Origin of the sequence: Vibrio sp. 10N.222.54.E6, from assembly GCF_041473955.1 — a bacterium.
GTDB classification, from domain to species: Bacteria; Pseudomonadota; Gammaproteobacteria; order Enterobacterales; family Vibrionaceae; genus Vibrio; species Vibrio tasmaniensis_A.
In genome coordinates this window covers 104207-129726 of sequence record NZ_JBFRTD010000028.1, presented here as the reverse complement: position 1 = coordinate 129726, position 25520 = coordinate 104207, and the positions used below count along the sequence as shown (strand labels likewise).

The following is a 25520-nucleotide window of genomic DNA, read 5'->3' as shown; positions in this document are numbered from 1 at the left end:
CTTGAACTGAATCTCGCTTAAAGCAGGATGAAGATACCCGCTAAACACGCACTCATTAGGTTTGCAAGCGTACCAGCAGCGACTGCTTTCAAGCCTAAGTTTGCCACTTCAGCACGACGCTCTGGTGCCATAACACCGATCGAACCTAGCTGAATAGCGATAGAGCCAATGTTAGCAAAGCCACATAGAGCAAACGTCACGATGACTTGGCTATGTTCAGATAACAGCGCTTTGTTCTCAACGAAATCGATGAAAGCAACAAACTCGTTCATTACGATCTTCTGACCAATGTAAGAACCCGCCATTAAGACTTCATCACTCGGGATACCAATCAGCCATGCTAAAGGCGAGAACAAGTAACCGAAGATAGCTTGCAGCGTAATACCCGCAAAACCGAACGTCTCACCTAAGCTTTCTAGGCCAGTGTTCACCATCGCAATTACACTCACGAATGCAATCAACATAGTACCGACAGCCACCGCGACTTTCATACCGTTCATCGCGCCGCTTGCCAGTGCATCGATCACGTTGCTTTGGTCAGCTTTATCGAGTTCGATATGGTCGTAGTCACTTGGTGTGCTGCGCTCAGGAACGATGATCTTCGCCATTAACAGACTACCCGGAGCTGCCATGAAACTTGCTGCGATAAGGTATTTAAGTTCAACACCTAAACCAGCATAACCACCAAGCACACTACCCGCTACCGACGCCATACCACCTGCCATTACAGCAAACAGTTCCGAACGAGTCATAGACTTTAAAAACGGACGAATAAGAAGAGGAGACTCACCCTGAGAAAGAAAGATATTACCTGTCGCTACCAAGGATTCAGCTTTACTGGTGCCCAGCAGTTTTTGCACCGCTCCGCCCAAGATTTGAATCACTTTTTGCATGATACCGAGGTAGTAAAGTGCCGAAATCAGAGCACTGAAGAAGATAATGATTGGAAGTACGCGTATCGCGAAAATGAAACCTTCAGTTGCAAGGTCGCCGAAAAGGAATGCGATACCAGCGTCTGCAAAACCAAGCAGGCTAGAAACGCCATTACTTAGGCTCGTTAGCGCCAATTGTCCCCACGGGAAATATAACACCAAAGCCGCGAAGCCGATTTGAAGTAATAGTGCACGAGAGACTGTTTTCCAGTTAATCGAAGAACGACTTTCAGATAGCAGGTACGCACAAGCAATCAGTGCAAGAACACCGACAAAACCAAATAGAATATTCATAATGTGTCCTAGTAATCCTTAAAGAGTGAACATGAGCCAAACGAATGACATCAAAGGAATAGGACAAAGAACCGCAAGCAAAACGCTACGCGATGAAGGAGCTAACAGGGTTAGCGAATGTAACAACGAGTTGTTCATGTAAAAATCACCTTATACAAGCAGTGGAACGTAGCTGGTCCGGTCCGTGGGGTCATTCACATATCCATGTGACGGCTTGTATTGGCTAAGCACCGGCTTAAAACCGGAAAAGAAGTATAAACAGTTAAGTGAGACTTTCATCACATTTTTCAACGCAAACGATCGCGCGGTCAAGGATTAAACAAAACGCAGTGTTTATCGTCATTTTCGTTCTTCAAAAACTGTAAACAATCTGTATAAGGTTGAATTTGGAATGTTAAGTCCTTAAGCGTATGAGCGTAACCTCTCGGTTAATTCTGTGTGATTATTACCACTTTTCTGTGTTCTCCCTCATTTACTATGACTTCAAGATTCATCTTAAGTTTAGATGCGTATATACTTTGCATTATCTCCCCCATTCATTATCTATAAAACGAGAAGAGCTGATTAGATATAACAGCCATTGAGACTAAGAGAGGAAACACGTGAAGAAAATGGAAGCTCCGCACGACATGAACAATGGAGCTAGATTCAAAACAAATAGACACGGCTATGTGACAGTAGTTGAGTATTATAACACCTATACTGTTATTGTTGCGTTTGAAAACACCGGAAATATCCGCGCTATCAGTGCGGCGAAATTACGTACAGGTCAGTTAACCGATCGCTCTGTCGCACCTGAATCAATTATGATTGGTGAAAAGGTTGAATCCGTTAAGCATGGCATATTAACTATTACCCAAGTTGAATCTGAAAATATTGTGGTTCTGACCAATATCAATAATGAAGAAATTAGAATGTTATTGCCTGCCGTACAGAAAATGAAAGATAAAACCGAAGAAATAGATGGTGAAAATGTTACCTCGCCAAAACCGACTTCTCTTAGCCAACTAACTAAAAGAAATAAAAAGACCAAAGACGTTAATAGCATGCTTAAGAAAATGCTTACCGACTACGGTCGATACGATTAATTCTCTATTTCCTTCAACAGACCCTCTATATATTTACATTCCAATAGACAAATACATTCCCCCCAACCTTTCTCAATAGATACGTTGCATATTCGTGTGAAAAGTTAAATTTGATCAAAGTCTCACTCTGGATCTTTACCACACACAAGCGAGACCTCCGTCACAATCTCATTTTAGCTTTGTGATGGAGATCTTATTGAAATCTCAATATTTCCATTACTATGCTCCCGCACAATAAGAGAACGCAGTTTCTCAACCCCTAAAATCCAATTGAGACAAATATTATGAAAAAGATTCTTGTAGTTTGCGGTAACGGCCTTGGTACTTCACTAATGATGGAAATGGCAGTGAAAGAAGTGGCTAAAAAAATCGGTTTCGAAGCGGAAGTTGATCACGAAGATCTGTCATCAGCTGCATCAAGCAACGCGGATATTTGGGTAGCAGCGACAGACGTTGCAAACCAACTGAAAGAAGGCGGAAAAGAGAACATAATCAGCCTTAAAAATATTTTTGACAAAGCATCAATCGAAGAACAACTAAAAACTTTCATGTAAGGTCAAAATTATGCAGAACTTTTTCGAATTCATGCTCGGCTTATTAAAAGAGCCAGCAATCATGGTAGGCTTAATTGCTTTCATTGGCCTTGTTGCACAGAAAGCTGATATTTCCACCATTCTAAAAGGCACAATTAAAACCGTAATGGGTTTCCTAATTTTAGGTTTTGGTGCTGGCGCTCTTGTTGGCGCACTAAATAACTTCTCAGTTGTATTTACTGAAGCATTCGGCGTAAGTGGTGTTATTCCAAATAACGAAGCAATTGTTGCATTAGCACAAGAAGCATTCGGTTATGAAATGGCTCTAATTATGTTCTTCGCATTCGTTGTGAATATTTTATTGGCTCGTATTACTCCTTTAAAATATATTTTCTTAACGGGTCACCACACAATGTTCATGTCTATGTTAGTAGCGGTAATTTTGTCTACAGCAAACATTGAAGGCACAGTTCTAGTCGCAATCGGCTCTATCATTGTGGGTACATTAATGGTTGTGATGCCAGCGCTAGGCCAAAAGTACACTGAAAAAGTGATGGGTACTGATCAACTGGCTATCGGTCACTTCTCGACACTGTCTTACATCGTGTCTGGCTTCATTGGTAGCAAATTCGGTGACACATCAAAATCAACAGAAGACATCCAAGTTCCTAAAAGCTTAATGTTCCTGCGTGATACGCCAGTAGCCGTAGCAACAACAATGGCTATCTTCTTCATGCTTGCGTCTATTATTGCGGGCGGCGAGTTTGTAGAAACAGTATCAAGCGGTCAAAACTGGGTTGTATTTACCTTCATGCAATCTCTAATCTTTGCTGGTGGTGTTTACATCGTATTGCAAGGTGTGAAGATGCTAATTGCTGAAATCGTTCCTGCATTTAAAGGTATCTCTGACAAACTAGTACCAGGAGCAAAACCTGCTCTAGACTGCCCTATGGTATTCCCAGTAGCACCAAACGCGGTACTAATCGGTTTCCTTTGTTCTTTCGCGGCTGGCCTACTAGCAATGGCAGTTCAAGGTGCACTTGGTTGGACAATCATTGTAGCGGGTGTGGTTCCACACTTCTTCGTAGGTGGTGCGGCAGGTGTTTACGGTAACGCGACTGGCGGTCTACGTGGTGCAATTCTAGGTTCATTCACGCAAGGTCTGTGTATCTCTTTCCTACCAATGCTACTACTTCCAGTACTGGGTGGTCTTGGGCTTGAAGCAACAACATTTGCTGACTTCGACTTCGGTGTTGTTGGTCTGATTCTAGGATGGATTGTTTCATGAGCCTATTCGATTTAATCGGTAACCAAGGCGTTATCATCAACTCTGAAGAGAACCTAACGGTTGATGCTGCGATTGATTTAACCTGTTCAACACTGTTAGCAAGCAAGAAAATTGAAGCAAGCTATGTTGAAGCTATCAAGCAAAAGCACAAAGACATCGGCGCGTACTATGTTCTAGCACCAAAGATTGCGATGCCTCATGCTCGTCCTGAAGATGGTGTGAACGAAGCATCACTGCAGGTGACAGTATTCAAAAAGGGTGTTGATTTAGAGTCGGAAGACAACGGTGACGTTTACCTTTCAATCACTCTGGCAGCGATGGACTCAGATAGCCATATCCATACTATTATGGCGCTATCAGAGTTGTTCCAAAATGATGATGACATTGATGCCATTATCGCAGCGGAAACAGAGCAAGAGATCATCGAGATCTTAAAGCGATACTAGTTACGCTAAAAGCTGTTACTCCAGAGAAAAGCTATCAGACCGAGCCCTGCTCGGTCTTTTTTTTACACGTTTCAAATGACGATGCACCAGATTAACAAAGAGATGCCCGCCGAAGAGCTTTTCAACTCAGAACTTACCAACTACAGAGCTTCTCACCTAAAAGCATCTCAACTCAATAGTCGACAGACAAGCGCCCCCGGCTCCCTTAATGCATCCACGTTATAGCTAAGTACACGTCCGGCAGACGGCGCATGATAACGACGACATTCGTTACCAAAAGCGTCGTATTGAATCGCCAAAAGATCATCTTGCTCTACGCTTTGTAAAAGCTCGACATGAGGCAACACAAATCCACCAATATCAGCGCGGATAGACACCACATTATTGCCCTCTATCCAATCTATACTTGGCAGTGGCTTTTTGTCTCGTAAACCTTCAGCATCAAGCATCTCGTAGTAAGAAAGAATATTAAAAACACCATCTACGGCTCGTTGAATCATGTCAGGTTGAGTAAATTTCCCCATCCCGACCTCCACTGTAATGCTCGGAATTCCACTTCGATTCCAGACCGTTTCAAGAATACCCGGATCGCCGGGATCATTAAGAACACAATCGGGCTGCATTAACCTCGCCATCTCCAAACATTGCTCTACTCGGTAATCAGCAAACACATAAAGTGGATACACGGCACCACGAGTTTGGGTATGCAGATCAACAGCAAATGTCGCGTTGTGTTTGAGTAAGCGATCCCACAGAGATGCGACGAATCGCTCCGCGGCTAAGCCGTGTGCATCCCCCGGAAAGAGTCGATTAAGGTTGGCAGGGCAAGAGCCCGGATCCGAAGAGATAAAATCGCGGCTGTGGTTAAGCAAGCCAGACAAATTCACAGTTGGTACAACTGTCACCGTGCCTTTTAATGTGTTGCCTACTAAATCTCGGATAATTTGCTGAGCAGCCAACACACCGTTTAGCTCATCACCATGAATCCCGGCAGTGATCAGCAACTTCGGGCCGTCTTGACTGCCTTTGAAAACAGAAACCGGCATGTTTTTAGGTTGCCCTAACCCATCACTGGTTACTTGAAACCAAAACTGATGCTCTCCAATCGGTAAGTCTTCAACATTTAAGGCGCCAATAACCTGCCTACCTTGTAAAACATCGCCTAAGTACTCTGTTTTCATCCAACGTCTCCATCTTGTTGAGCAAAATTTATTCTTTTCTAAGTTTTGGCATCATAGAGGATATCTTAATCAGTACAAACAGTTAATAAGATGAAGAAGCTCTAACCTCACCATAAGGTTCACCCATATCATTATCACCTCACCCAAATAGAAACTTGAAAAAGTAACCGAATAAGGAAATACGAGTGGTATACCCATTCACAAACCACTCAGGTTCCTGAAATAAAAGTGCAATAAAATCAACACTTAAAAAGTTCCCTATTCACGAAAATGTAATTTTACAGAAATGAAAGCTTAATTTAGCTGCTCTAGATTAGTTTCATATCGAAACGGAGAGCGCATTGCTCACGGATTTTAAAATACAAGGTAAGTGATTATGAAAAAGGCAGTTCTAGCTTCTGCAGTGGTAGCGGCACTAGTTTCAGGTTCATCGTTAGCAGCAACGGTTTACAGCTCTGATGGTACAGAACTTAAAATTGGTGGTCGTGCAGAATTCCGTGGTGATTTCATTGGTTCCGGTGGTGCTGAAGTTGAAGGTTCAATGAAAGATAAAACTCGTTTCCGTTTAAACCTTGGTGGTAAAACAGAACTTACAGATACTGCAACGGCATTCGGTTTCTACGAAGCTGAGCAAGACACAGGTTCTGATAAGTTTGAAAACCGTTACATGTACGCAGGTGTTGATTTTGACGGCCAAGCCGTTTCTGTCGGTCGCCAAGATATGGCTTCAGTTATCGTATCTGACTTTACAGATATCACTGAGTTTTCTGGTGTGCAGCAAGCATTCGGTGCAGCTTCTGATAAAGAAGATGGTGTATTTGCATACCGTGGCGGCTTTGATGCCCTGCAACTAGAAGCCACTTACCAAACCAACAGCAAAAAAGACTCTGACGGCTACGGCATTTCTGGTGTTTACTCACTGCCAATGGGCTTAGATCTTGGCCTAGCCTACTCAGGTGAAGACCTAGGGGAAAATAAAGGTAGCGCAGACCAAATCCTTGCCGGCCTAGCGTATTCTCTAGACAACCTGTACTTAGCTGCAACTTATTCAACAGGCGACCTAGATGATAAAGCGACAGGTACCGATGCTAAGTCATTCACTGCTATGGAATTTGCAGCGCAATACAAATTCACCAAGCAAGTATCTGCTGCAGTCGTATATACTTACCAAGAAGATGAAATCAACAGCGGAGCAAAAGTAGACGCTGTCGACGGTATTGAATTAGCTGGTTACTACAAACTAAACAGCAATTTCCGCACATACCTTTCTTACTACGTTAATGGTTTAGACGAAGTTAAAAATGCAAAAGGTATCGTGACAGCTGGTGAAGACACACTTCGCCTAGGTGTCCGCTACGATTTCTAATCTAAATCGACTTTAGATAGAGACTAGAAAGGTTGGGCGGTTGCTCAACCTTTTTTCATATTCAAATATTCTGACCAACTTCATCAATGCTTTTTCTGGTTAAGTGGTGCTAAATCCGTATCATAGGTGAACCACATCAAATAATTAGAAGCATCATGTCACAACACCATCCGATCCAAGGCGCTAGCTGGATGCTAACCGCAGGCTTAGCCTTTGCCGTTATTAATAGCCTAACTCAAGTCGCTAGCATTCATTTCGGACTTACTTCTACCACCGTTGCCGTCATTCAATACGCCATCGCGTTGTTCGCTATTCTTCCTTATCTGAAAACGCTGGGCATTCGCCGCGCGCTAAAAACCGACAACCTAAAGTTGCACGTATTCCGTGTCTTCTTGTCTGTTATTGGTATTCAACTTTGGATATGGGCATTGGCTTACCCAGTACCTATTTGGCAAGGCATTGCCCTTCTCATGACGTCGCCATTGTTTGCAACCATAGGCTCAGGACTTTTCCTCAAAGAGAAAGTTGGGGCTGCTCGCTGGGGCGCGACCTTAGCCGGCTTCGCTGGTGCGATGGTGATTCTAGAGCCGTGGGCAGAAGACTTTAACTGGGCAACACTGTTACCGGTTGGCGCGGCTTTCTTCTGGGCATGCTACTCACTCATGGTGAAAAGACTCTCTTCGCAAGACAGTCCTTCAACCATGGTGGTGTACTTGCTGCTATTGATCACACCATTTAACATCCTGCTTGCCGCGCCAGATTGGCAGACTCCAAGCGGCGGTACAATTTGGGCTATCTTGATTGTTGTCGGTGTTATGACGGCACTCGCTCAATGGGCAATTGTAAAAGCCTACTCAGTTGCTGATGCTTCGTTTGTGCAACCTTTTGACCACGCGAAATTACCGTTAAATGTTCTAGCGGGTTGGATTGTATTTAGTTGGGTTCCACCGGGTCGTTTATGGCTAGGGGCTGCTATTATTATTGCGTCAGTTGCATTTATTACCCATTGGGAAACGAAAAAACCGGCGAAAATAAAGAAAGTTTAGGATCGATGAAATAAATAGTTCGACTGTCCGTTCTATATGGATAAGAGAATTCAAACGAGGCCGTAAGCATGAAGAAACCAGTCAAGATTACACTATACCGTTGGGCAGGCAGCTGGGGTCCATTTAAAGTTAATATCCCATGTGGGGAATGTACCCTTACCAAAGACATTCTTAAGGATACTTTTGAGAATGAGTTATCAGATGTCGATGTCGAACTGGAAGTGAAAGATTGGTTGTCTCACTGGTGGGAGCCGCTAAAACTGGGTTCTTGGCATGCTCCAATCCTTGTTGTTGAAGGCAAGGTTGTAAGCCAAGGCGAAGCGCTTAACCGCGGTGTGTTAGTTCAATCCGTGATCAAAGAGTGGACCAAACGCGACAGCCTAAAAGGCAACATCGTTTATGGTAAAGCGACCTGCCCATTCTGCGTTAAGGCAAAGAAAATGCTTGATGAAGCGGGTGTTGAATACCAATACCACGATGTCGTAAAAGACAGCGCAGCTTTGTATCGCATGATTCCAGAGGTCAAAGCGCACATTGGTGAGAAAACACCAGTAACCGTTCCTCAGATCTGGCTCGATGGTAAATACATCGGTGGAGCAGACAACTTAGAAGCATGGATGAAAGAAAATGGTTTAGATACCATCCCGAATAATGTTGTCGACCTATCCAACCAATCGACAGGTTAAACTCACACAGAGTTACAAATCCGATCGGGAATTAATCAGTGTTTTTTGTGTCCATCCACAACAAAACGAGCGATGACCTTCATTAATCGCTAAAACGAAAAAGGCCTTAAACTTCATCGAGTTTAAGGCCTTTTTAAATTCCGTTTTTGAAAATGCTTATTTCGCCATTTTCTTCATCATTCGCTTAAAGAATGATGCTTTTTTTGGCTTTGGCTTGCCATACAATGCTTCGTGCATCATGTTTTTTGCTACCATTTGACCAAGGTATGCGTGGCCTAGTTCGTAATTCATGCTTATCTCCGCACATAATCGATTTTCTTATGCGCGGATTCTACACTTAAAGCGGCCAAAAACAAGATCTAAATCACATTTTAGTGCAACTGACTCATCCTATTGCAACGTCCGTATTCTTGTTTCTGCGTAAATCAGCATTGTATCGTTATATCAATGAGTTAATGTTAAGTCCGTCTAACCTTGATTCACCATACCCATTTGCAATCCAAGACATTGGTTTAGACATTCATAAAAAAAGCAGCTCAAGAGAGCTGCTTTTTAAATACTTAGCTTAGAAACACTGACCTTAAAAAGGACACTATTCGCTAATGCCTAATAGTTAGTAACTAAAACACTAGCTACGCTTTGGCTGTCTGTAAGTTTTACCCGCAATTTGGTATGTGTCTTTTTGCTTTAATTCAAACATAGTTTCAAAGAACCAAGCTGCAAATTTGATTAAGTCATCGCCTTCATTCATGACATGTTCGATGTACTCTTGCTCTTCGCCTTGTTCATTTTCTTGAAGCGTCACGTGGTAAATACGCTTTTCGCCTTCAACTTCAGCTAGCGCAAATTGACCTGTTAGTGATCCAGCAGCCTCAGCGACTTCTGTATCCTCATTGGATTTCAATAACTCAAGTGCTTGAGGCAGGCCATCTAGTGCGCAGATAGCTTTTACCAGTACTTCAAATTCATTTTGCTGCATGTTTATTACCTATTAAATGGACGCTGGTATTGTAGAAAACCATCCATACAAATACAACGTATTAACGACTGTATGCTGAACTATAGCGAGCTAGCTGTTTAACTGGTCTGTACTTCAGCTGCTTAACTGTACTCAACTTCGGTAGCTGTGGCTTTCTTATTCATTCTCGTTGAAGACCAAAGTACTGTAGCCATACAAGCGCCAATAATCAGATAAAACACGCCGAGCTGTAGGTGAGTCGTCACCCAACTCTCGACTAGATATCCACCAAGTAAACCCGCCAAACACATCTGAATTGAACCTGACAGTGCCGACACCGCGCCCGCTTTCTTCTTATGAGGTTCTAATAGCATACTGATCGATAGAGGGAAGGAGATACCTTGAGCGATAGCTAACCACGTAAATGCCCACACTAAGTTAAAGATGGATAACTCATGAGTAAGTAACCAAGTCCCTGAAGCTAAAATGATCAAAATCGCAAGACTCATCAATTGTGGTGTACTAAACCTACGATTGAGCAAGTTCAAAGCCACGCTACCAATCAGTAAGCCAGCCGAAGGGACTATCATCAACGATCCGTATTCAGCGGCTGTCAGCCCCAATTGCTCTTGCATTAAGAATGGAAACAGCGATAGCGACACCAAACTCGCCATGTAACTCATCCAATTATAACTGGCACTGGTCAACACTTGGCGATTCGTCAACAAACGGCCATAGTTCTTGACCACTTGACTGACTTCAAAGCGGCTCTTCCCGTATGGTAAAGTTTCATGAAGAACAAAATAGCCGAGAGTGAATATCGCCAGTAAATACACAAGAACAAACAGGAACACCGCCTGCCAACCGAGGTGGAATGAGATCCAACCACCAAACACGGGCGCAATAATCGGCATGATCGAAGCGGTGACCGAAATATAAGACAGTGCTTTGGTCAGTTGAAGGCCATCATAGCTGTCGCGCAGCACACTTCGCCCAAGAACCGAGGCACTACCCGCACCTAGACCTTGCAACAAGCGACCAACCTCTAACGCCGTCATGTTGTCGGAAAAAACAACACAAACAACAGTACCAATCAAATAAACACCCTGACCTAACAAGAAGATAGGTCTTCTCCCCACGGCATCGGACATCGGCCCGTAAAATAGCTGAGACAAGCCAAAACCCACAAGAAACAGCGTAACGAGCAGCTGTACATCTACCTGAGTCACACTTAAGTCTGAAGCAATTAGCGGCAATGATGGTAAATAGATACTCACCCCTACCTGTCCTGTAGCTATGATCATCATGGCTAAGAGTAGCGGTGTTTTTTTAAAGGTCGATTGGCTCAAAAAATTCCCTATTCGTTTGTTATTTGTTCATCAGATGAGTTTACATTCAAAACCAATAATTGATAATTAGCTAAATTGGAATTTAATTAAGTCCCAACAGGAAATAGTATGGATTGGATTCTTAACGTAAAAAGTTATGTAAAAGTGGTGGAAGAAGGCAGCTTCAATGGCGCAGCGCGTAAACTCAATACCACCAGCTCAGCGATCAGCAAAAGAGTGAACTGGTTAGAAGAACGTATTGGCACTCAACTATTAAAGCGCACCACGCGCTCAATCAGCCAAACCGAAGCGGGGGCTCTCTTTTATCTGCGAGCCAAAGATCAGCTCGATAATTGGCAATCGATTATTGATGAAACCCGATCGGTTAACCAAACGCCTGCGGGCCTGCTAAAGATTGGCGCAACCATTGCTGTTGGTTCTAAGTTTCTCGTGCAATACATGGACGACTTCTTAGAAAAGTATCCAGACATTAAAGTACAGCTTATCACCACCACGCCAGGTCAATTACCTGAGCTTGGCTTGGACCTGGTGATCAGTCGTGAACTGGAACAACTCAACTCGTTAAGCTTCAAGAAAACACCACTATTTGAACACAAAGCCAGCTTTTATGCCGCTCCCAGTTACTTGGCTAAACATGGTTATCCCATCAACGAGCAAGACTTAGAACAGCACAACTCCTTAATATGGGGAGAGCGTCCTATTCGTGAAGTCACGCTAACTAAAGGACAACGCATCACTTTGAACGGTAACTTTGCGACCACCAATCCTGAGGCTTTGTTTCATGCCGCGAAGCGAGGAATGGGCGTACTGTTAACCATCAAAGCAATGATCAAAGAGGATCTTAAACAAGGGACACTGGTTCCAGTATTACCAAATATAACAGCCGACGAAGTGATGGTTTACGCGTACTACCCTAAGCTTGACTACTCACATACACGAACCAAGCTATTTTTAGACCACCTAAAAGATAGGCTAGACAAAGAAAGAAATAGTCAAATTTTTTGAAATATATCGCACTAAATTTGAAAAATCACACAACACGATCGATAATAAACTAGACGCATATCAAAATTATTAATGCAAGTTGCATTGTTAATATTTAAGACGGTGCTGCTACAAGATCGTATACACAAGATCATACACATACAGCTTACACACGATTCTGGTTGGCTACGGATGGTGACTATGACTCAACATACACGCAATTGCATGATAGACACAGAGCGCATTGGCCGCTTACTCAAATTGGAAGGTATCGACCTTTTAGAGTCTGCCGTGCTTACTTTGCATCAAACCTTCGGTACTCAATACACCAGTATCATTGAGAAAAAGCACTTCCCCGATCAAATGGTTCCTTTGGTCATTGCCCATTCTGACCATGTACTGCATGACAAAATAAACGCACGCCATGGTCACATATACCAACAAGCCGTTAATCAAAAACACCCAGATTGCTCATTTGCTCAGTATATCGTTCAGTCACTCCCAACATCAGCATTTAGACAGGAAATCACCTCACAGAACTCAATCGCTATCCCAGCACGCAGTCAAAGTGGCGAAGTCATGGGTGTGCTTTTCTCAACCTTTAGTTCGCCTATGAGTACAGATCAGCAACAAGATGTGATAAAACACCACCAGTTGTTCGCAGATATCGTCATTCACACCTTGCGTGAAATGTGGTTCAACGACCGTTCTGAGCAACTGGTTAATCAACTCAGTTACGAAGTATCACACGATAGTCTAACTGGGCTATTAAACCGTAGCTGCTTATCAGACACCTTGGAATCGATCACTCAGCAGAGTGTCACTCCCTTCACGCTCGCTCTGCTCGACATCAATAGCTTCAAAGCCATTAATGATATGCACGGTAATTATATTGGCGATAAGGTGCTTCAGTTCGTTGCAGAGACCTTGCGCCGAACCTTGCCCGACAACAACCTGACGTTCCGGACGGCTGGCAATGAGTTCGCATTCATTACCTATCATTCAGACCCAATAGCGGTTTGCAAACAAATACTGGATAAGATAAAGCAAGGTTACACTAGTATTGATATCAAAATCGATTTCGACGTCAGCATCGGCATTGCCCGGTCAGATGGAGACAATAAAGACGTAGAGCAAATCATCTTCAACACCAGTTTGGCGCTAAAAGAGTGCCAGCATAGTCAAGATACTCATATTCAATGTTACGACACTCACCTAAGGGTTCGTTACCAAAGGAAAGCCGAGTTAATCGCCGCCTTACGAAGTGAGCTTGATAGCACCATATCAGACAGTCAGGCACCTAATGACAATGGAATGTACGTGGTTGTACAACCAATCGTTGATCACATTGATACACGATGGGATTACTTCGAGGTGTTAACTCGTTGGAAAACCACAAGACATGGCGACATCTCGCCAGTGGAGTTCATTCAGGTAGCGGAAGAATCGGGGTTGATTGTGGAACTGGGTGAACGGATCATCGAATTGGTATGCCGCGCTAAAACAACATTGGAGCGAGGCTTAGGCTACAAAGTTAAGCTTGGAATAAACTGCTCCGCTCACGAGCTTACCGATTCTAAGCGTTATATTTCCTATCTCACTCGAACGATTGAACAGCATCACTTTAAAGCAAACGAGTTTGTCATTGAGCTAACCGAAACCGTGCTGTTATCTCCAACTCAAGAAACAAAGTCAGCACTCGACTTTCTAAGGGGACAAGGGTTCACGATCGCTCTAGATGATTTCGGTACTGGTTACTCAAGCTTAAATTACATTCATAGCTACCCTATCGATTGTATTAAGATTGATGCCACCTTTATTCGAAATTTGCTGACAAACTCAACATCCGAAAGTGTTGTGTGGTTGATTGTTCAACTGGCACACAGACTCAATGTGTCATTGGTTGCGGAAGGCGTAGAGAAGCGTGAGCAATTAGAAAAGCTGCACGCAATGGGGTGTGACAAAATTCAAGGATACCTCTACTCTCCACCTATGCGACCAGAAGCTATCGTTAGCTACGTCACTCACTCAGAACCTCTAGCCTAAACGCCGTTTACTACCTCAACCTAAAATCAAAAAGCCGCGAGCGTATCACTAAACATTTAAGTATTTAGTTCTGCACTCACGGCTTTAAAGGCTACATCATTACTCGCAACCATCTAGCTAACGGTTACCTTGACGACATATAGTCAGCTGCTAGCTATTATTCGATTGTTTTTCTAGAGCTTTCTTTAATAGCTTGTCGGCTTCATCTCTAGCGGCTACGAATGTCGCTTTTTCCTTTTTAGGTACGGAATCGGCCATCGGAATATTTGCTTTCATTGCATTGACAGGACGACCACGTTCGATCAATTCGTAATGTAAGTGCGCCCCCGTCACTCGGCCCGTTTTACCTGATAAACCAATACGCTGACCACGAGATACCGTTTGCCCTTTACGAACGAGGATCTTACTCAAGTGTAGGTAGCGTGTTTTGTATGTGCTGCCATGCTGAATCACCACATAGTTACCCGCATATGGGTGCTTACGAGTCATGATCACTTTACCATCACCTGTTGCTTGAACGGGTGTGCCAATTGGCGTCGCGAAATCTGTGCCGTTATGCGGAGAGACTCGCCCAGTCACAGGGTGTAAGCGCTTAGGATTAAACTGAGAACTTTGACGCCAACCACGGCTCACAGGGTAACGTTGGAAAGCGCGTTGTAAGCTATCGCCATTGGCATCGTAATATTGTCCGTCAGTGTGTAAGTACGCTGAAACAACACGGTTACGGTTCATGATCTTGATGGCTTCTATTTCACGTTTCCCGGTTGCGACACCATCAACGAATTGCGCTTTTTGAAGCACTTCAAACTGATCACCCGCACGTAAGTCTCGGCTGAAATTCAGCTTATCTTTAAGAAGAGTCACAATATGGTCAATCTCAATACTGTTCAGGCCAACTTTGTTCGCTGACATAGAGAAACTGCCATGGATATCGCCCACTAAAGGCTTTTGCTTCCATTCACCCGGAATAGAAATGTCTTCGAATTCGTAGCTGCCGTCATCAAGCAGTCGATAAACCACTTTGTCCGCGACACTAAATTGAAGTTCCATTTTTGAAAGGTTGCCCGTCGCTTCGTCACGCCAAAAGCGTAATGTATTACCCGGACGAAGCGTGTCTAACGCAAGGAAGTTCAAATCGGTTTCCATCACGCTCATCATCGAGTTATAAGAAAACCCAAGCTGAGTGAAAATGCTACTTAAGTTATCGCCTGATTGAATTTGATATTCAAACGTCGGTGGCTCGATAACGGTAGCAGAAGGAGGTGACAGAATTGACTCAATAACGGTTGAGTCTGGCAAATCAAGATCGATCGTTTTCGTCAGATTTGATGGTGAATATTGCAAAGCAACACTTATCACTGCAATAAGTGGCAGACCTAAAATTGCTGCTTTTTTTACAGGTGAAAGCTCAGCAAACGGAGAGGAAAATATTTTTGAATACACGGTAAACAGGTCTTTCTACGATATAAAAGCACAGGATATGCTTTTCAGGCGTATAAATCATCATTGCATTGTCATAATATGATGTGAATCTGCGCAATCTCGGCTAAGTCATTGAGTTACCGTTAATGAAATAGGCACAACTCAAAAAATTAATGAACCAACGATTTAGACATTAAAAAGCAGAAACATCTCGTTCCTGCTTTTTAATTCATGCTATTTCAACTAAGCGTTAACTGTCGATACCAAGCAATTATCTTCACCAAATTCATTCGGGATATAACGATCAGCATTCGCATCGTTCACCCATTGTTGATCATCAACTAGGTAGCGAAATTGAAACTCACCATCTTTCGGAAGACGAGTTTTAAACTTGTAAACCTTCCCTTTCGCCAGTTTTTTCATTGGGGTCGCTTTCCAATCCAGAAAGTCGGCAACGATAGATACGGAATTAGCTTCTTGAGCTTCTAGCTCGAAAGTCACTTCAACTTCATCTTTCGTCTTAAAAAAACGTTTATTAATCATTCGCAAGCTCCATTTGTAAAGTAAGCAGACACAAAGCTAAGTGTGTCTAAATTTCATTCATCTACTTAAGATAATATGTAATTTAGCTCACATAAACAACAGTTCCTTGTCCTAACAAAAATGTCACTGCCCATCAATTGATTGCATATTGAAAGAAAAACTCATTAACACCTTTTCAGATTGCAATTCTGGAAAAGATTGTCCCGCAGAATGTCGAGTAAAGCCGATAAAACCTTCCCCAGAGAGTTTGCTATGTGAATCGAGCAGCTGAGTAATCTCTAAAGTTTGGATTCTCACCCGGTCACCAAGAAAGAATTGGTCAACTAACACGACGCGGCTTCGATGCTGGTCATGTTTAAACAGGCCAAGGTAATAGAAAACGCCACTGCCTTGGTTAGATACCCACATAGGTGCAACAAAGAAACTCGCCTTGCCTAACGTGACACTTGAAAGGTTGTTGGTGTCTACGGTGACCACACCACGCTCAACACCGGAGTCATACCGCCCAAACGCGATTGATCTTGGTCCATCGACTTCATTAATAAAGGCGTAGGCGTTGGTTTCAGGAACTTTGATTGTCCATGGGTTAGTCGTCTTCAAATCAAAAACGGTTTCAACAACAGGGTCATAACTGACTTGAGAAGAAGGAAACTTCGCCAAGATCTCTTCGTCACTTAAGCTAAAGCGATAAATACCCGCCAGTATCACCACAACCAGCATGACAATAGGAATCAGTAAAATCAGAGGTATAGGTAAGATTTTCTTTTTCATGAGCAATTATATTCTTTTGTTTTCATCCAGTTGTGCAGACCATAAAGGGCTTTAGTATAATTATCAATACAGGGTTAACCAGAAGTGGAGCATGGATGGATATCAATCATATTAAAGAGAAGAATATCAGAAGTTGCGAATGCCGCTGTGGAGCCGTCAATTTAGTCTGCAGAGGCGAGCCTCAACGCACCTCCGTATGCCATTGTTATGAATGTCAGAAGCGCACCGGAAGTGTGTTCGGGGTTCAGGCTCGATTTCCCATAGAACAAGTGACACTCAACGGAGAGGTCACTTCCTTTTCACGTATCAGTGACACGGGCAATGAAGTCACCTACCAGTTTTGCCCTAAATGTGGCACTACCATGCTATTGCAGTCGGTTGCCGCCGCCGATTTTTATGTCGTCCCGCTCGGACTATTTAAAGAGCAAGACTTTCCGCTACCAAGCTTTTCAGTCTACGAAGAACGCAAACACGGATGGGTCAAATTTGACCATCAGATGAGTCATTACAACTAGCTTGTTACTGACCATTATCTCTATAAAGAAACAGTATTGGAACAAACTGCAAGACTGTTGCCTAAGATCAAATATCAACGTTCTACAACGCTAGCGTATCTTTTCGCTAGCGTTATAATCGGCTCCTCTTTTTAACCCAGGGTGAACCACATGATTTCAAAACTACCTCGCTGGGTTGAATACGGCGCCTTACTGTTAGCGGGCCTTGCTGGCAGCGTTAATGCTATTGGTTTACTCGGCTTCCAACATCAAGCTATCTCCCATATTTCAGGCACCATGTCTTTACTTGGCAGCAGCCTGCTCACGCCGACTTCAACTTCTATGCACCTCCTGCTAATCATTATGAGCTTTATGCTAGGTGCCGCGTTCAGCGGATTCTTTATCGAAAATCAAGCATTGAAGTTAGGACGCCGTTACGGTGTTGCGCTATGTATTGAGGGTGGATTGCTGTTCTTGGCGCTTTGGGCACTGTTACAAGGCTACACTTCAGGCCAGTATTTCGCTTCAGCCGCGTGTGGTTTGCAGAACGCAATGATCACCACCTATAGCGGGGCGATCATTCGCACCACACACATGAGCGGGATCATCACAGACCTTGGGATCATGATTGGCGCACGCTTAAAGGGGATGCCTTTTGACCGCCGTAAAGCCAAACTTCTTATGTTCATCGTTGTTGGCTTTCTGTTTGGTGGTTTAAGTGGTGCTTGCCTGTTCCAGCGCTTTGAAATTTTGGCACTGGCTTTCCCTGCCTCTTTCGCGTTCATTGTCGCGTTTAGCTACTGGCTCTACCTAACTTATCGAACTGAAGCCTCAGTAAATTTATAAACGCCTAGTAATAACCATGAGAATATGTAACATCTGCAACACTTTATTCTAAACTCATAATTTGTTGCAGAATAACCTGCGTGAATATTTAGCGATATTTGATGAATAGTATTGCAAGTGATATTAATACTCGGTAATCTTGCACCCAATGAGAAAATACGGATGTTTAGAGAATAAAAATGCCAAGGATGTGGCTTTTTTACATGTAGAAATACGAGAATAATTAACATGTCTAACAACACGAATACTGCTCAACCAGAGAAATCTAAAGGCAGTTTCTGGGTTTTCTTAATCCCATCTCTGATTGGTTTGTTCCTCTTCATGGCGCCAATTAGCTACCAAGGTGATCTCACGATCCCTGTCGCTATTCTAGCCAAATCAATTCAAGCGGTTTTCGGTGAGTCTCTAGTTGCTATTATCACTGCAATCGTTGCCTTCATGTCTGTAGCTTCCGTGTTAAGCACCATTTTCAAACCTACATTCATTAAATCGAATTCATTTCTAAACGGCCTTTTCAACCCATCTCCACTGTGGTTGTTGGTTCGTATTATCGGTGGTGCTGCAGCATTCATGGCTTTCTTCCAAGTTGGCCCTGAGTTTATCTGGGAAGAAAACACCGGTGGTCTCGTGTTAGAGGGCCTATTGCCGACTCTATTTTCAGTATTCATCTTTGCCGGTTTACTATTACCACTTCTACTTAACTTCGGTTTGTTAGAACTGTTTGGCACCTTACTAAGTAAAGTGATGCGTCCAATCTTCAACCTGCCGGGTCGTAGTGCTATCGATTGTATGGCTTCTTGGTTAGGTGACGGCAGCGTTGGTATCCTGCTTACAAGCAAACAGTACGAGAAGAAATTCTACACTCAACGTGAAGCCGCTGTTGTTGGTACGACTTTCTCAGCAGTATCTATCACGTTCAGCCTTGTAGTGATTGCTCAAGTAGAACTAGAGCACCTATTCCTACCCTTCTACGCAGCAATCTGCTTAGCAGGTATTGTGGCCGCGGTAATCATCCCTCGCCTTCCTCCACTGAGCATGAAGAAAGACACCTTCATTGATGGTACAAAACCTCACAAAGATGCTGATGCAATCCCAGCGGGTCACTCGACTTTCTCTTGGGGTCTTGAACTCGCGGTAAATAAGGCATCACAAGTGAAGTCTGCTAAGTCTGTATTTGGTGAAGGCATTCGTAACGCAGTCGACATGGTATTCGGCGTTCTTCCTGTTGTAATGGGGCTAGGTACAATGGCATTGGTAATTGCAGAATACACCTCTGTGTTCTCATTCCTAGGCCAGCCTTTCATTCCATTCCTTGAGCTACTTGGTGTACCTGAAGCGGTTGCAGCATCTGAAACCATTGTTGTTGGTTTTGCGGATATGTTCATCCCAGCGATCCTTGCCGCTTCTATCGACAACGAGATGACTCGCTTTGTTATTGCAGCAATGTCGGTAACTCAGCTGATCTACATGTCTGAAGTGGGCGCTCTGCTTCTAGGCAGTAAGATTCCCGTGAATATCCTTGAACTGTTTATTATTTTTATTCTACGTACGTTAATTACACTTCCGGTTATCGCTGGTGTAGCGCATCTAATATTTTAAATTAGACGCACTGATACAGTGTAATAAATAACCTGATTTATAATAGCCTCACTTTTGTGGGGCTTTTTTTGCCTAATATATTCACTCTCCGGTTTAAAATACATACACTCTCCTGTTTGAAATATCGCCAATATACGAATTGAGAATATCATTTGATTTCATATTAATTCCCTTACACCTCTCCCTTATATAGTAAATCATACGCATATTAGCCTAATTAATACCCTCCTCACTTTGTTTGCCTTTGATTAAGCCAACTCTTTAACTCATTGAACCAAAAAACAAAAGTAGCAAGTATGTAATTAACTGAGTTTTACGTTGTGCGGGTTGTTGTATTTTTGTAGTCTATTTTGTGAAATTACATTCAAGTAAATCCCAACAATGTCGATATATATATAATTACAAAAACACGATTAGCTTTAGTTTTCGCAAAGCTTGTGAGAAGAGGAAAACACAATGAAATTTAGCCATAAGGTGGTTGCAGCATCATCAGCCTTGCTATTAGTGACAGTATCATTGCTTTCAATACAGCAACTTTACACCGTAAAAAGTGCTGTAGAGAACCACGTCAATGCAAGCCTGAAAGAGATGGTCTCTGGTATTAAGAACACCGTAGCATCAGAGATGAATGCTAAGAAAGCACTGGCTCAGTCGACGACTGAAGTCATTGAAATCAACCCTCAAGATCGTACCTACGTTCAAAACATCCTAGAAAAGCCAAAACTTAAAGGCAGTTTTCTCGCGGTTGGTTTTGGTTATGACGCAAACGGTTTCGTGATTGAGAATGATGACGGTTGGGACGCGGGGCCAGATTATGACCCACGAATCCGCCCTTGGTACATTGATGCTAAATCCAAAAACAGTTTAGTTGTGACAGCTCCTTATGTGGATGCATCAAGCAAAAAAGTCATCATCTCAGTGGGTACGCCAGTTAAAGACAACGGCCGCTTTACTGCGGGTATGTTCTACGACCTAGAACTGACCAACCTTGCGACCTTGGTAAACCAAGTGAACTTGTTTGACGCGGGTTACTTATTCCTAGTCACTGCCGACGGCACGACGATTGCTCACCCTAATGCTAAGAACAATGGCGAAACGCTATCAAGCTACCTGCCACAAGCGACTATTCGCGAGGGATCTCAACAAATTGAAGTCGACGGTAAAAAGTTCCTAGTGAACTTCACTCACATCCCAAGTGAAGATTGGTACATCGGCGCAATACTTGATGAAGAGATCGCTTACCAAACCGTTGAAGATCTGAAAAACAGCTCGATAATCTACTCTTTAATTGCGGTTATTCTCAGCATCATTGCATTAACCGTCCTTATTCGTGTGTTAATGCGCCCGCTTGAGACGCTTAACCAAGCCATTCAAGATGTTGCGAGCGGACAAGGTGACTTAACTAAACGTCTAGATACCAATACAGATAAAGAGTTCTCTGACCTTGCGAAAGGCTTCAACACCTTTACTGAAAACCTGCAAAATCAAATCATTCAATCCAAAGCGATTGGTGTTGAGATTAAACGTGGCACTGAAATCACAGTAAAAGGCGCGGGTGAGTCAGCGAATGCGATGAATACTCAGCTGCAAGAGCTTGAACAGCTAGCCACCGCAATGAACGAGATGGCCGTTACCGCAACGGAAGTAGCAAACAACGCTCAAGGCGCAGCCGCCGCGGCTCGTGAAGCTGACGATGCGACACTAGACGGTACATCTGTAGTAAGTGACACGACTCAAGCGATTGATAACCTTTCAGCACGTATCGACCAAGCGGTTGCAGAAGTACAAGTACTTGAATCAGCAACAGCAAATATCGAGACGATTCTTAAAGTAATCAACGATATCGCAGACCAAACCAACCTACTTGCATTGAATGCTGCTATTGAAGCGGCGCGTGCTGGTGAATCGGGCCGTGGTTTCGCAGTCGTTGCCGATGAAGTTCGCACTCTGGCGCAACGTACTCAAGAATCGACCACTGAAATCCGCAACATGATTGAGCAGCTCCAAGCGGGTGCAAGCTCTGTATCTAACGCGATGAATCAAAGTAAAGACACAGCCACTGACGCCGTTGAACGCGCTCAGCAAGCAAACTCTTCACTTGACCGCATCCGCGACGCGATTCAGCGCATCTCTGATATGAATATTCAGATTGCTTCAGCAGCTGAAGAGCAGAGTTTAGTAGCGGAAGAGATCAACAACAACACAGTTAAGATCAAAGACCTTTCAACACAGGTATCGAACGCAGCTCAAGACGCAAACACAGCAATGCAAGTTCAAACTGACAATGTTCGCCAACAAGACGAACTATTAAACAAGTTTACGGTTTAACCGCCTTAGCGTTTAGCTAACTAACACCTTGTTTAACTAACACCCTGTTTAGTAAGCAATAAACAGCTTTATATAAAAAACCCCGCTTACTGGTAATCAGTAAGCGGGGTTTTCTTTTCAAGGTTTTCTTTGCAAAATTTGCTTTCTAACTCGTAACAGGCTCGAGCTAGTTGGTCGTCAGCATCATGCACTGGTTGGATTCAACCTTAATAGTTAAGTCCTTACCAACACATTCGAACACTTCGCCAGACAACAGATCCGTCACAGCGCCTGTCCAATTTAATGAGGCCGTCTTGCTTCGTTTCGATTTATTAATCACCACAATGCCTTTGTCGCCACGAACAAACACCAACAAGTCATCATTGGCTTCAACCACCTGCATCGCTTCGCCATGAACATGGTTATGGAATTGAATCATGTTTTTCATATAAGGCGCTTGCCAGTCGTTAAGCCAACGAGGTTGGCCACTCTTGTCCAGAATACCGCTGGTGCTGAGCTCACTGTAAACAAGCGGCACACCGCCATCTCGTCCAAGAATAAAGGCGTGAGCTAATTGCTCGTCGACTTCATCCATCACATGTTCCAAAAACACCTCGTTATTTGGAATGTCATGAGTGACAGCAAAAGTGATCGCTCGCATGTTCGACAGAGCTTGACCAAAACAGTATGGGTTGATCAGAGACTTAAAACTGCCCTGCTCTTCAAAAGCTTTGAAGATGGTATTGAATAGCGGAAAATCATACGCCCCTAAACGAGTGTGTTTAAGGTAAGGCTCGAGGAACAGTTCGTACTCTTCTTTGGTTGCACCACCGTCAGTAATGATCTCGCCAAAGATATGCATTTCTTCACAGATATCATCAGTCCAAACCTTACGTAGATGTGACAGTGTCATGTGTTTCGCTGCGTCGATGCGAAACCCTTTCACACCAATCACTTTCAAGGCTTTTAGGTAAGCTCGCTGCTGTGTAACCACATTGTCGTTGTCTAACAGCGTTGGCAGGCCTGGATCGCTTGCTCCACCAGTAATACGTCCGTTTTGCACCTCCCAAGTGTCTTTCCAGTTCTTGATACCAAACGCTTCGACAAAGTCGTTCTCATCAAACAAAGGTTTAGAAAGATCACCAAACAAACGAACGGATTCGTAATACTCAGAATCTTGTTGGTAAGACGCCATGTCTTGTTGATTTGGATACGTCAAATCACCGCGAATACTCGACTCGTTAGCCATGTGGTTAAACACAACGTCCACATAGGTACGAAGCCCATGTTGCTTTAACGTGTTCACCATTGCAGTGAAGTCTTGCGTATCACCAAGCTGATTATCGATCACACGATAATCTTGGGGTTGATAGCGCTGCCACCATTGGGTACCTGTATCTCGATCACAGCCTTTAGGCCCTCGTAACGACTTCATTGCCGGCGAGACTAAAACAGATTTATAACCCAACTCTTGAATCAGAGGGGCGTTCTTCATTACGTCAGCGTAGCACCAGTCAAAAGCATGCAATATAACATCTGTCGCTGGGGTGCTTAACATAGCTGAACTCTCCATGTTGTTCTCCTACCAAACTCGTTTACAGCTTTCTAGATAAATACAAAGGCTAAAAGGCAAAGCTGCATAAATTTCCTTAAGAATGGTATTTATTATATGAGTTACTCATTAAAACCCCTCCTCCTCCCACCGATTAGTCAAGGTGGATAGTTAAGGGCGTAGCGCCAATTATCGCATAACGTCCGGGATGAACACTCAGCCATAATGTTTTTAAATGCGCCCAAAAATGACAAAAAAGGAGCGTATCTACGCTCCTTTTATTCAATCTAACACATATCAATGACTAAGTTCGGTAAAGAACCTTCACTACGTGCCAGCCAAATTTTGTTTTTACCAGATGTGGTACAAGTGTCTCGCCAGAGAAACAAATCTTATCAAACTGAGGCACCATTTGACCTTTTTTGAACTCGCCTAGGTCGCCGCCCTTTTTACCTGATGGACAGGTTGAATGCTTCTTCGCTAGCGTTTGAAATTTAGCGCCCTTTTTAAGCTGCGTCATGATGTCTTCTGCTAATTCTTTATGCTTCACCAAAATATGAAGCGCTGCTGCTGTTCTTGCCATGATAATTCTCAGTTTGTTGCTGTCAGTTGATTTGCGATGATTACGTAGAATTCATCAACGTACTGACTGTTGTAATTCTGCTTACGGCTAACGACTTGTCGACAAAAGTCCATCAAACGCCTGCGTTTAGCGTGATTTTAACCCAAGAATCGTCATTCTTCACTCTATAACCGAAAACAACCCCCTTAAAGATCTTTAAAAACCGCATAGTGACTTGCTGCGAATGCCATTTCCCTTTAAATTAATCCTTATAGATTAAGCGCGTATTAAGTAGGAGCCACTTATGGCCAAACCGATAAGTAAAGCGAGTCAGTCACAGGGAATGCTGATGTTCAAGTTATCCCTCACTCAAAGTTTTGCGATAGGCACGCTTAAGGTCAGAGAAATCGTTCCTTTCCAGCCAATGACCCAAATCCCTTACTCTCATCACCACGTGATTGGTACCGTCACTATTCGCGAACTTACGGTTCCAGTTATTGATATGTCTGCGGCTATTGGGTTTCGACCGATCACACCGACTGAATACCAAGACTGTGTGCTCATCGTGACAGATTGCTTAAGAACCGTTGTAGCATTCTTGGTTCGTTCGATTGATAAAATCATTGAATGTGACTGGAAGAGTATTGAGTCGCCACCCGCAAGTGTAGGAACCAATGTGTTTGTTACCGGCATTACACGTTTTGAAGATCGTATCGTGCAGATGCTCGACGTAGAGTTATTACTTTCTAAGATTTACCCTGCTTATGAAAACGCACATATTCCGATGCTGACTGATGTCGAAAGAGAACGCCTAAAAGCGCTGAATATTCTACTGGTTGATGACTCTTTGATCGCACGAAAACAGCTGTCTGATGCCTTAGACAGCATCAACATCCCTTACAGCATTTGTAATAACGGCTTAGATGCGATTGACCTGATGCGAGGTGAGGCTGCAAAAGGTACAGCAATTGATCTTCTCGTGAGTGATATCGAGATGCCCGGGTTAGATGGTTATGAACTTGCATTTGAAGTACAAAACGACAGCGCACTCAGTCATGCCTACTGTATTTTACATACTTCACTATCCAGTGAGATATGTGTTGACCGAGCCAATCAGGTGGGAGCACATGAAGCGCTAGAGAAATTCAATGCAGGCGAATTAATCGAAGCCATGTTGCGCGGAGCGAAAGTCCTAAACGACGCGGCTATGACTGCTTAGACACAAAA

24 protein-coding genes are annotated in these 25520 nt (G+C 43.4%); 14 read left to right on the top strand and 10 right to left on the bottom strand.

Features of this window, described 5'->3' with window-relative positions:
* Positions 1-17: 17 nt before the first annotated feature.
* Positions 18-1226: a NupC/NupG family nucleoside CNT transporter gene (locus tag AB4513_RS16285; protein ID WP_009845705.1), complete on the bottom strand. Its 1209-nt coding sequence runs from the start codon at positions 1224-1226 to the stop codon at positions 18-20.
* 611 nt (positions 1227-1837) lie between these two features.
* Between AB4513_RS16285 and AB4513_RS16280 the strand changes: the two genes are divergently transcribed.
* From AB4513_RS16280 to AB4513_RS16265, 4 genes are all read left to right on the top strand, one after another.
* Positions 1838-2314, top strand: coding sequence for a hypothetical protein (locus AB4513_RS16280; RefSeq protein WP_009845706.1), 477 nt, complete (start codon positions 1838-1840; stop codon positions 2312-2314).
* Between the two features lie 284 nt (positions 2315-2598).
* Positions 2599-2868 (top strand): PTS sugar transporter subunit IIB, encoded by a 270-nt coding sequence (locus AB4513_RS16275; protein ID WP_009845707.1) that lies wholly within the window; start codon positions 2599-2601, stop codon positions 2866-2868.
* 10 nt (positions 2869-2878) lie between these two features.
* Positions 2879-4135 (top strand): PTS ascorbate transporter subunit IIC, encoded by a 1257-nt coding sequence (locus tag AB4513_RS16270; RefSeq protein ID WP_009845708.1) that lies wholly within the window; start codon positions 2879-2881, stop codon positions 4133-4135.
* Complete coding sequence (locus AB4513_RS16265; RefSeq protein WP_009845709.1) at positions 4132-4581, top strand: PTS sugar transporter subunit IIA; 450 nt, start codon at positions 4132-4134, stop codon at positions 4579-4581. Before AB4513_RS16270 ends, AB4513_RS16265 begins: the two co-directional genes overlap by 4 nt.
* A 167-nt stretch (positions 4582-4748) precedes the next feature.
* Here AB4513_RS16265 and AB4513_RS16260 read toward each other — a convergent pair whose 3' ends face one another.
* The gene (locus AB4513_RS16260) at positions 4749-5762 is read right to left on the bottom strand and encodes a succinylglutamate desuccinylase/aspartoacylase family protein (RefSeq protein ID WP_102257520.1); all 1014 of its coding nucleotides are present in this window, start codon (positions 5760-5762) and stop codon (positions 4749-4751) included.
* Positions 5763-6138: 376 nt separating this feature from the next.
* Between AB4513_RS16260 and AB4513_RS16255 the strand changes: the two genes are divergently transcribed.
* From AB4513_RS16255 to AB4513_RS16245, 3 genes are all read left to right on the top strand, one after another.
* Entirely contained in the window at positions 6139-7128 is a 990-nt protein-coding gene (locus AB4513_RS16255; RefSeq protein ID WP_029225491.1) for a porin, read from the top strand.
* Between the two features lie 155 nt (positions 7129-7283).
* Complete coding sequence (locus AB4513_RS16250; RefSeq protein WP_102257521.1) at positions 7284-8174, top strand: DMT family transporter; 891 nt, start codon at positions 7284-7286, stop codon at positions 8172-8174.
* Positions 8175-8242: 68 nt separating this feature from the next.
* Positions 8243-8860, top strand: a complete 618-nt coding sequence (locus AB4513_RS16245) for a glutaredoxin domain-containing protein (RefSeq protein ID WP_012600280.1) — start codon at positions 8243-8245, stop codon at positions 8858-8860.
* A gap of 156 nt (positions 8861-9016) precedes the next feature.
* On the opposite strand, the gene AB4513_RS16240 is transcribed toward AB4513_RS16245, so the two are convergent.
* The 3 genes from AB4513_RS16240 to AB4513_RS16230 all read right to left on the bottom strand — a co-directional run bounded on the left by AB4513_RS16240 (position 9017) and on the right by AB4513_RS16230 (position 11167).
* On the bottom strand, positions 9017-9151 hold the full coding sequence (locus tag AB4513_RS16240; protein WP_004731825.1) for a hypothetical protein: 135 nt from the start codon (positions 9149-9151) through the stop codon (positions 9017-9019).
* Positions 9152-9488: 337 nt separating this feature from the next.
* Entirely contained in the window at positions 9489-9839 is a 351-nt protein-coding gene (locus AB4513_RS16235) for a hypothetical protein (RefSeq protein ID WP_004731829.1), read from the bottom strand.
* 122 nt (positions 9840-9961) lie between these two features.
* The gene (locus tag AB4513_RS16230; RefSeq protein ID WP_012600277.1) at positions 9962-11167 is read right to left on the bottom strand and encodes a multidrug effflux MFS transporter; all 1206 of its coding nucleotides are present in this window, start codon (positions 11165-11167) and stop codon (positions 9962-9964) included.
* Between the two features lie 108 nt (positions 11168-11275).
* On the opposite strand from AB4513_RS16230, the gene AB4513_RS16225 reads away from it, so the two are divergent.
* Both AB4513_RS16225 and AB4513_RS16220 read left to right on the top strand, forming a co-directional pair.
* Complete coding sequence (locus tag AB4513_RS16225) at positions 11276-12172, top strand: LysR family transcriptional regulator (protein ID WP_102257522.1); 897 nt, start codon at positions 11276-11278, stop codon at positions 12170-12172.
* Positions 12173-12352: 180 nt separating this feature from the next.
* Positions 12353-14197, top strand: coding sequence for a bifunctional diguanylate cyclase/phosphodiesterase (locus AB4513_RS16220; RefSeq protein ID WP_102257523.1), 1845 nt, complete (start codon positions 12353-12355; stop codon positions 14195-14197).
* 150 nt (positions 14198-14347) lie between these two features.
* Here AB4513_RS16220 and AB4513_RS16215 read toward each other — a convergent pair whose 3' ends face one another.
* The 3 genes from AB4513_RS16215 to AB4513_RS16205 form a co-directional block, all read right to left on the bottom strand.
* Positions 14348-15640, bottom strand: a complete 1293-nt coding sequence (locus AB4513_RS16215; protein ID WP_009845719.1) for a peptidoglycan DD-metalloendopeptidase family protein — start codon at positions 15638-15640, stop codon at positions 14348-14350.
* 222 nt (positions 15641-15862) lie between these two features.
* Positions 15863-16162 (bottom strand): isoamylase early set domain-containing protein, encoded by a 300-nt coding sequence (locus AB4513_RS16210; RefSeq protein WP_009845720.1) that lies wholly within the window; start codon positions 16160-16162, stop codon positions 15863-15865.
* Positions 16163-16285: 123 nt separating this feature from the next.
* The gene (locus AB4513_RS16205) at positions 16286-16933 is read right to left on the bottom strand and encodes a hypothetical protein (protein ID WP_009845721.1); all 648 of its coding nucleotides are present in this window, start codon (positions 16931-16933) and stop codon (positions 16286-16288) included.
* 32 nt (positions 16934-16965) lie between these two features.
* Here AB4513_RS16205 and AB4513_RS16200 point away from each other — a divergent pair, with 32 nt between their 5' ends.
* The 4 genes from AB4513_RS16200 to AB4513_RS16185 all read left to right on the top strand — a co-directional run bounded on the left by AB4513_RS16200 (position 16966) and on the right by AB4513_RS16185 (position 22200).
* The gene (locus tag AB4513_RS16200) at positions 16966-17448 is read left to right on the top strand and encodes a GFA family protein (RefSeq protein ID WP_170962705.1); all 483 of its coding nucleotides are present in this window, start codon (positions 16966-16968) and stop codon (positions 17446-17448) included.
* A 150-nt stretch (positions 17449-17598) separates the two neighbouring features.
* Positions 17599-18273: a YoaK family protein gene (locus AB4513_RS16195; protein ID WP_009845723.1), complete on the top strand. Its 675-nt coding sequence runs from the start codon at positions 17599-17601 to the stop codon at positions 18271-18273.
* A gap of 228 nt (positions 18274-18501) precedes the next feature.
* The gene (locus tag AB4513_RS16190; protein WP_009845724.1) at positions 18502-19872 is read left to right on the top strand and encodes a YjiH family protein; all 1371 of its coding nucleotides are present in this window, start codon (positions 18502-18504) and stop codon (positions 19870-19872) included.
* A 456-nt stretch (positions 19873-20328) separates the two neighbouring features.
* Positions 20329-22200, top strand: coding sequence for a methyl-accepting chemotaxis protein (locus AB4513_RS16185; protein WP_009845726.1), 1872 nt, complete (start codon positions 20329-20331; stop codon positions 22198-22200).
* A 166-nt stretch (positions 22201-22366) separates the two neighbouring features.
* On the opposite strand, the gene AB4513_RS16180 is transcribed toward AB4513_RS16185, so the two are convergent.
* A complete protein-coding gene (locus AB4513_RS16180; RefSeq protein ID WP_009845727.1) occupies positions 22367-23752 on the bottom strand; it encodes an alpha-amylase family glycosyl hydrolase in 1386 nt (461 codons plus the stop codon).
* 283 nt (positions 23753-24035) lie between these two features.
* Entirely contained in the window at positions 24036-24365 is a 330-nt protein-coding gene (ppiC, locus tag AB4513_RS16175) for a peptidylprolyl isomerase PpiC (RefSeq protein WP_269667539.1), read from the bottom strand.
* Between the two features lie 232 nt (positions 24366-24597).
* Here ppiC and AB4513_RS16170 point away from each other — a divergent pair, with 232 nt between their 5' ends.
* Positions 24598-25512 carry a chemotaxis protein gene (locus AB4513_RS16170; protein ID WP_009845729.1) on the top strand — a complete coding sequence of 305 codons (915 nt, stop codon included), beginning with the start codon at positions 24598-24600 and terminating at the stop codon, positions 25510-25512.
* Positions 25513-25520: the final 8 nt, after the last annotated feature.

Coding starts and splice junctions, on each gene's coding strand:
- AB4513_RS16285 (WP_009845705.1), bottom strand. CDS start 1,226: ATGAATATTCTATTTGGTTTTGTCGGTGTTCTTGCACTGATTGCTTGT.
- AB4513_RS16280 (WP_009845706.1), top strand. CDS start 1,838: ATGGAAGCTCCGCACGACATGAACAATGGAGCTAGATTCAAAACAAAT.
- AB4513_RS16275 (WP_009845707.1), top strand. CDS start 2,599: ATGAAAAAGATTCTTGTAGTTTGCGGTAACGGCCTTGGTACTTCACTA.
- AB4513_RS16270 (WP_009845708.1), top strand. CDS start 2,879: ATGCAGAACTTTTTCGAATTCATGCTCGGCTTATTAAAAGAGCCAGCA.
- AB4513_RS16265 (WP_009845709.1), top strand. CDS start 4,132: ATGAGCCTATTCGATTTAATCGGTAACCAAGGCGTTATCATCAACTCT.
- AB4513_RS16260 (WP_102257520.1), bottom strand. CDS start 5,762: ATGAAAACAGAGTACTTAGGCGATGTTTTACAAGGTAGGCAGGTTATT.
- AB4513_RS16255 (WP_029225491.1), top strand. CDS start 6,139: ATGAAAAAGGCAGTTCTAGCTTCTGCAGTGGTAGCGGCACTAGTTTCA.
- AB4513_RS16250 (WP_102257521.1), top strand. CDS start 7,284: ATGTCACAACACCATCCGATCCAAGGCGCTAGCTGGATGCTAACCGCA.
- AB4513_RS16245 (WP_012600280.1), top strand. CDS start 8,243: ATGAAGAAACCAGTCAAGATTACACTATACCGTTGGGCAGGCAGCTGG.
- AB4513_RS16240 (WP_004731825.1), bottom strand. CDS start 9,151: ATGAATTACGAACTAGGCCACGCATACCTTGGTCAAATGGTAGCAAAA.
- AB4513_RS16235 (WP_004731829.1), bottom strand. CDS start 9,839: ATGCAGCAAAATGAATTTGAAGTACTGGTAAAAGCTATCTGCGCACTA.
- AB4513_RS16225 (WP_102257522.1), top strand. CDS start 11,276: ATGGATTGGATTCTTAACGTAAAAAGTTATGTAAAAGTGGTGGAAGAA.
- AB4513_RS16220 (WP_102257523.1), top strand. CDS start 12,353: ATGACTCAACATACACGCAATTGCATGATAGACACAGAGCGCATTGGC.
- AB4513_RS16210 (WP_009845720.1), bottom strand. CDS start 16,162: ATGATTAATAAACGTTTTTTTAAGACGAAAGATGAAGTTGAAGTGACT.
- AB4513_RS16205 (WP_009845721.1), bottom strand. CDS start 16,933: ATGAAAAAGAAAATCTTACCTATACCTCTGATTTTACTGATTCCTATT.
- AB4513_RS16195 (WP_009845723.1), top strand. CDS start 17,599: ATGATTTCAAAACTACCTCGCTGGGTTGAATACGGCGCCTTACTGTTA.
- AB4513_RS16190 (WP_009845724.1), top strand. CDS start 18,502: ATGTCTAACAACACGAATACTGCTCAACCAGAGAAATCTAAAGGCAGT.
- AB4513_RS16185 (WP_009845726.1), top strand. CDS start 20,329: ATGAAATTTAGCCATAAGGTGGTTGCAGCATCATCAGCCTTGCTATTA.
- AB4513_RS16180 (WP_009845727.1), bottom strand. CDS start 23,752: ATGGAGAGTTCAGCTATGTTAAGCACCCCAGCGACAGATGTTATATTG.
- AB4513_RS16170 (WP_009845729.1), top strand. CDS start 24,598: ATGGCCAAACCGATAAGTAAAGCGAGTCAGTCACAGGGAATGCTGATG.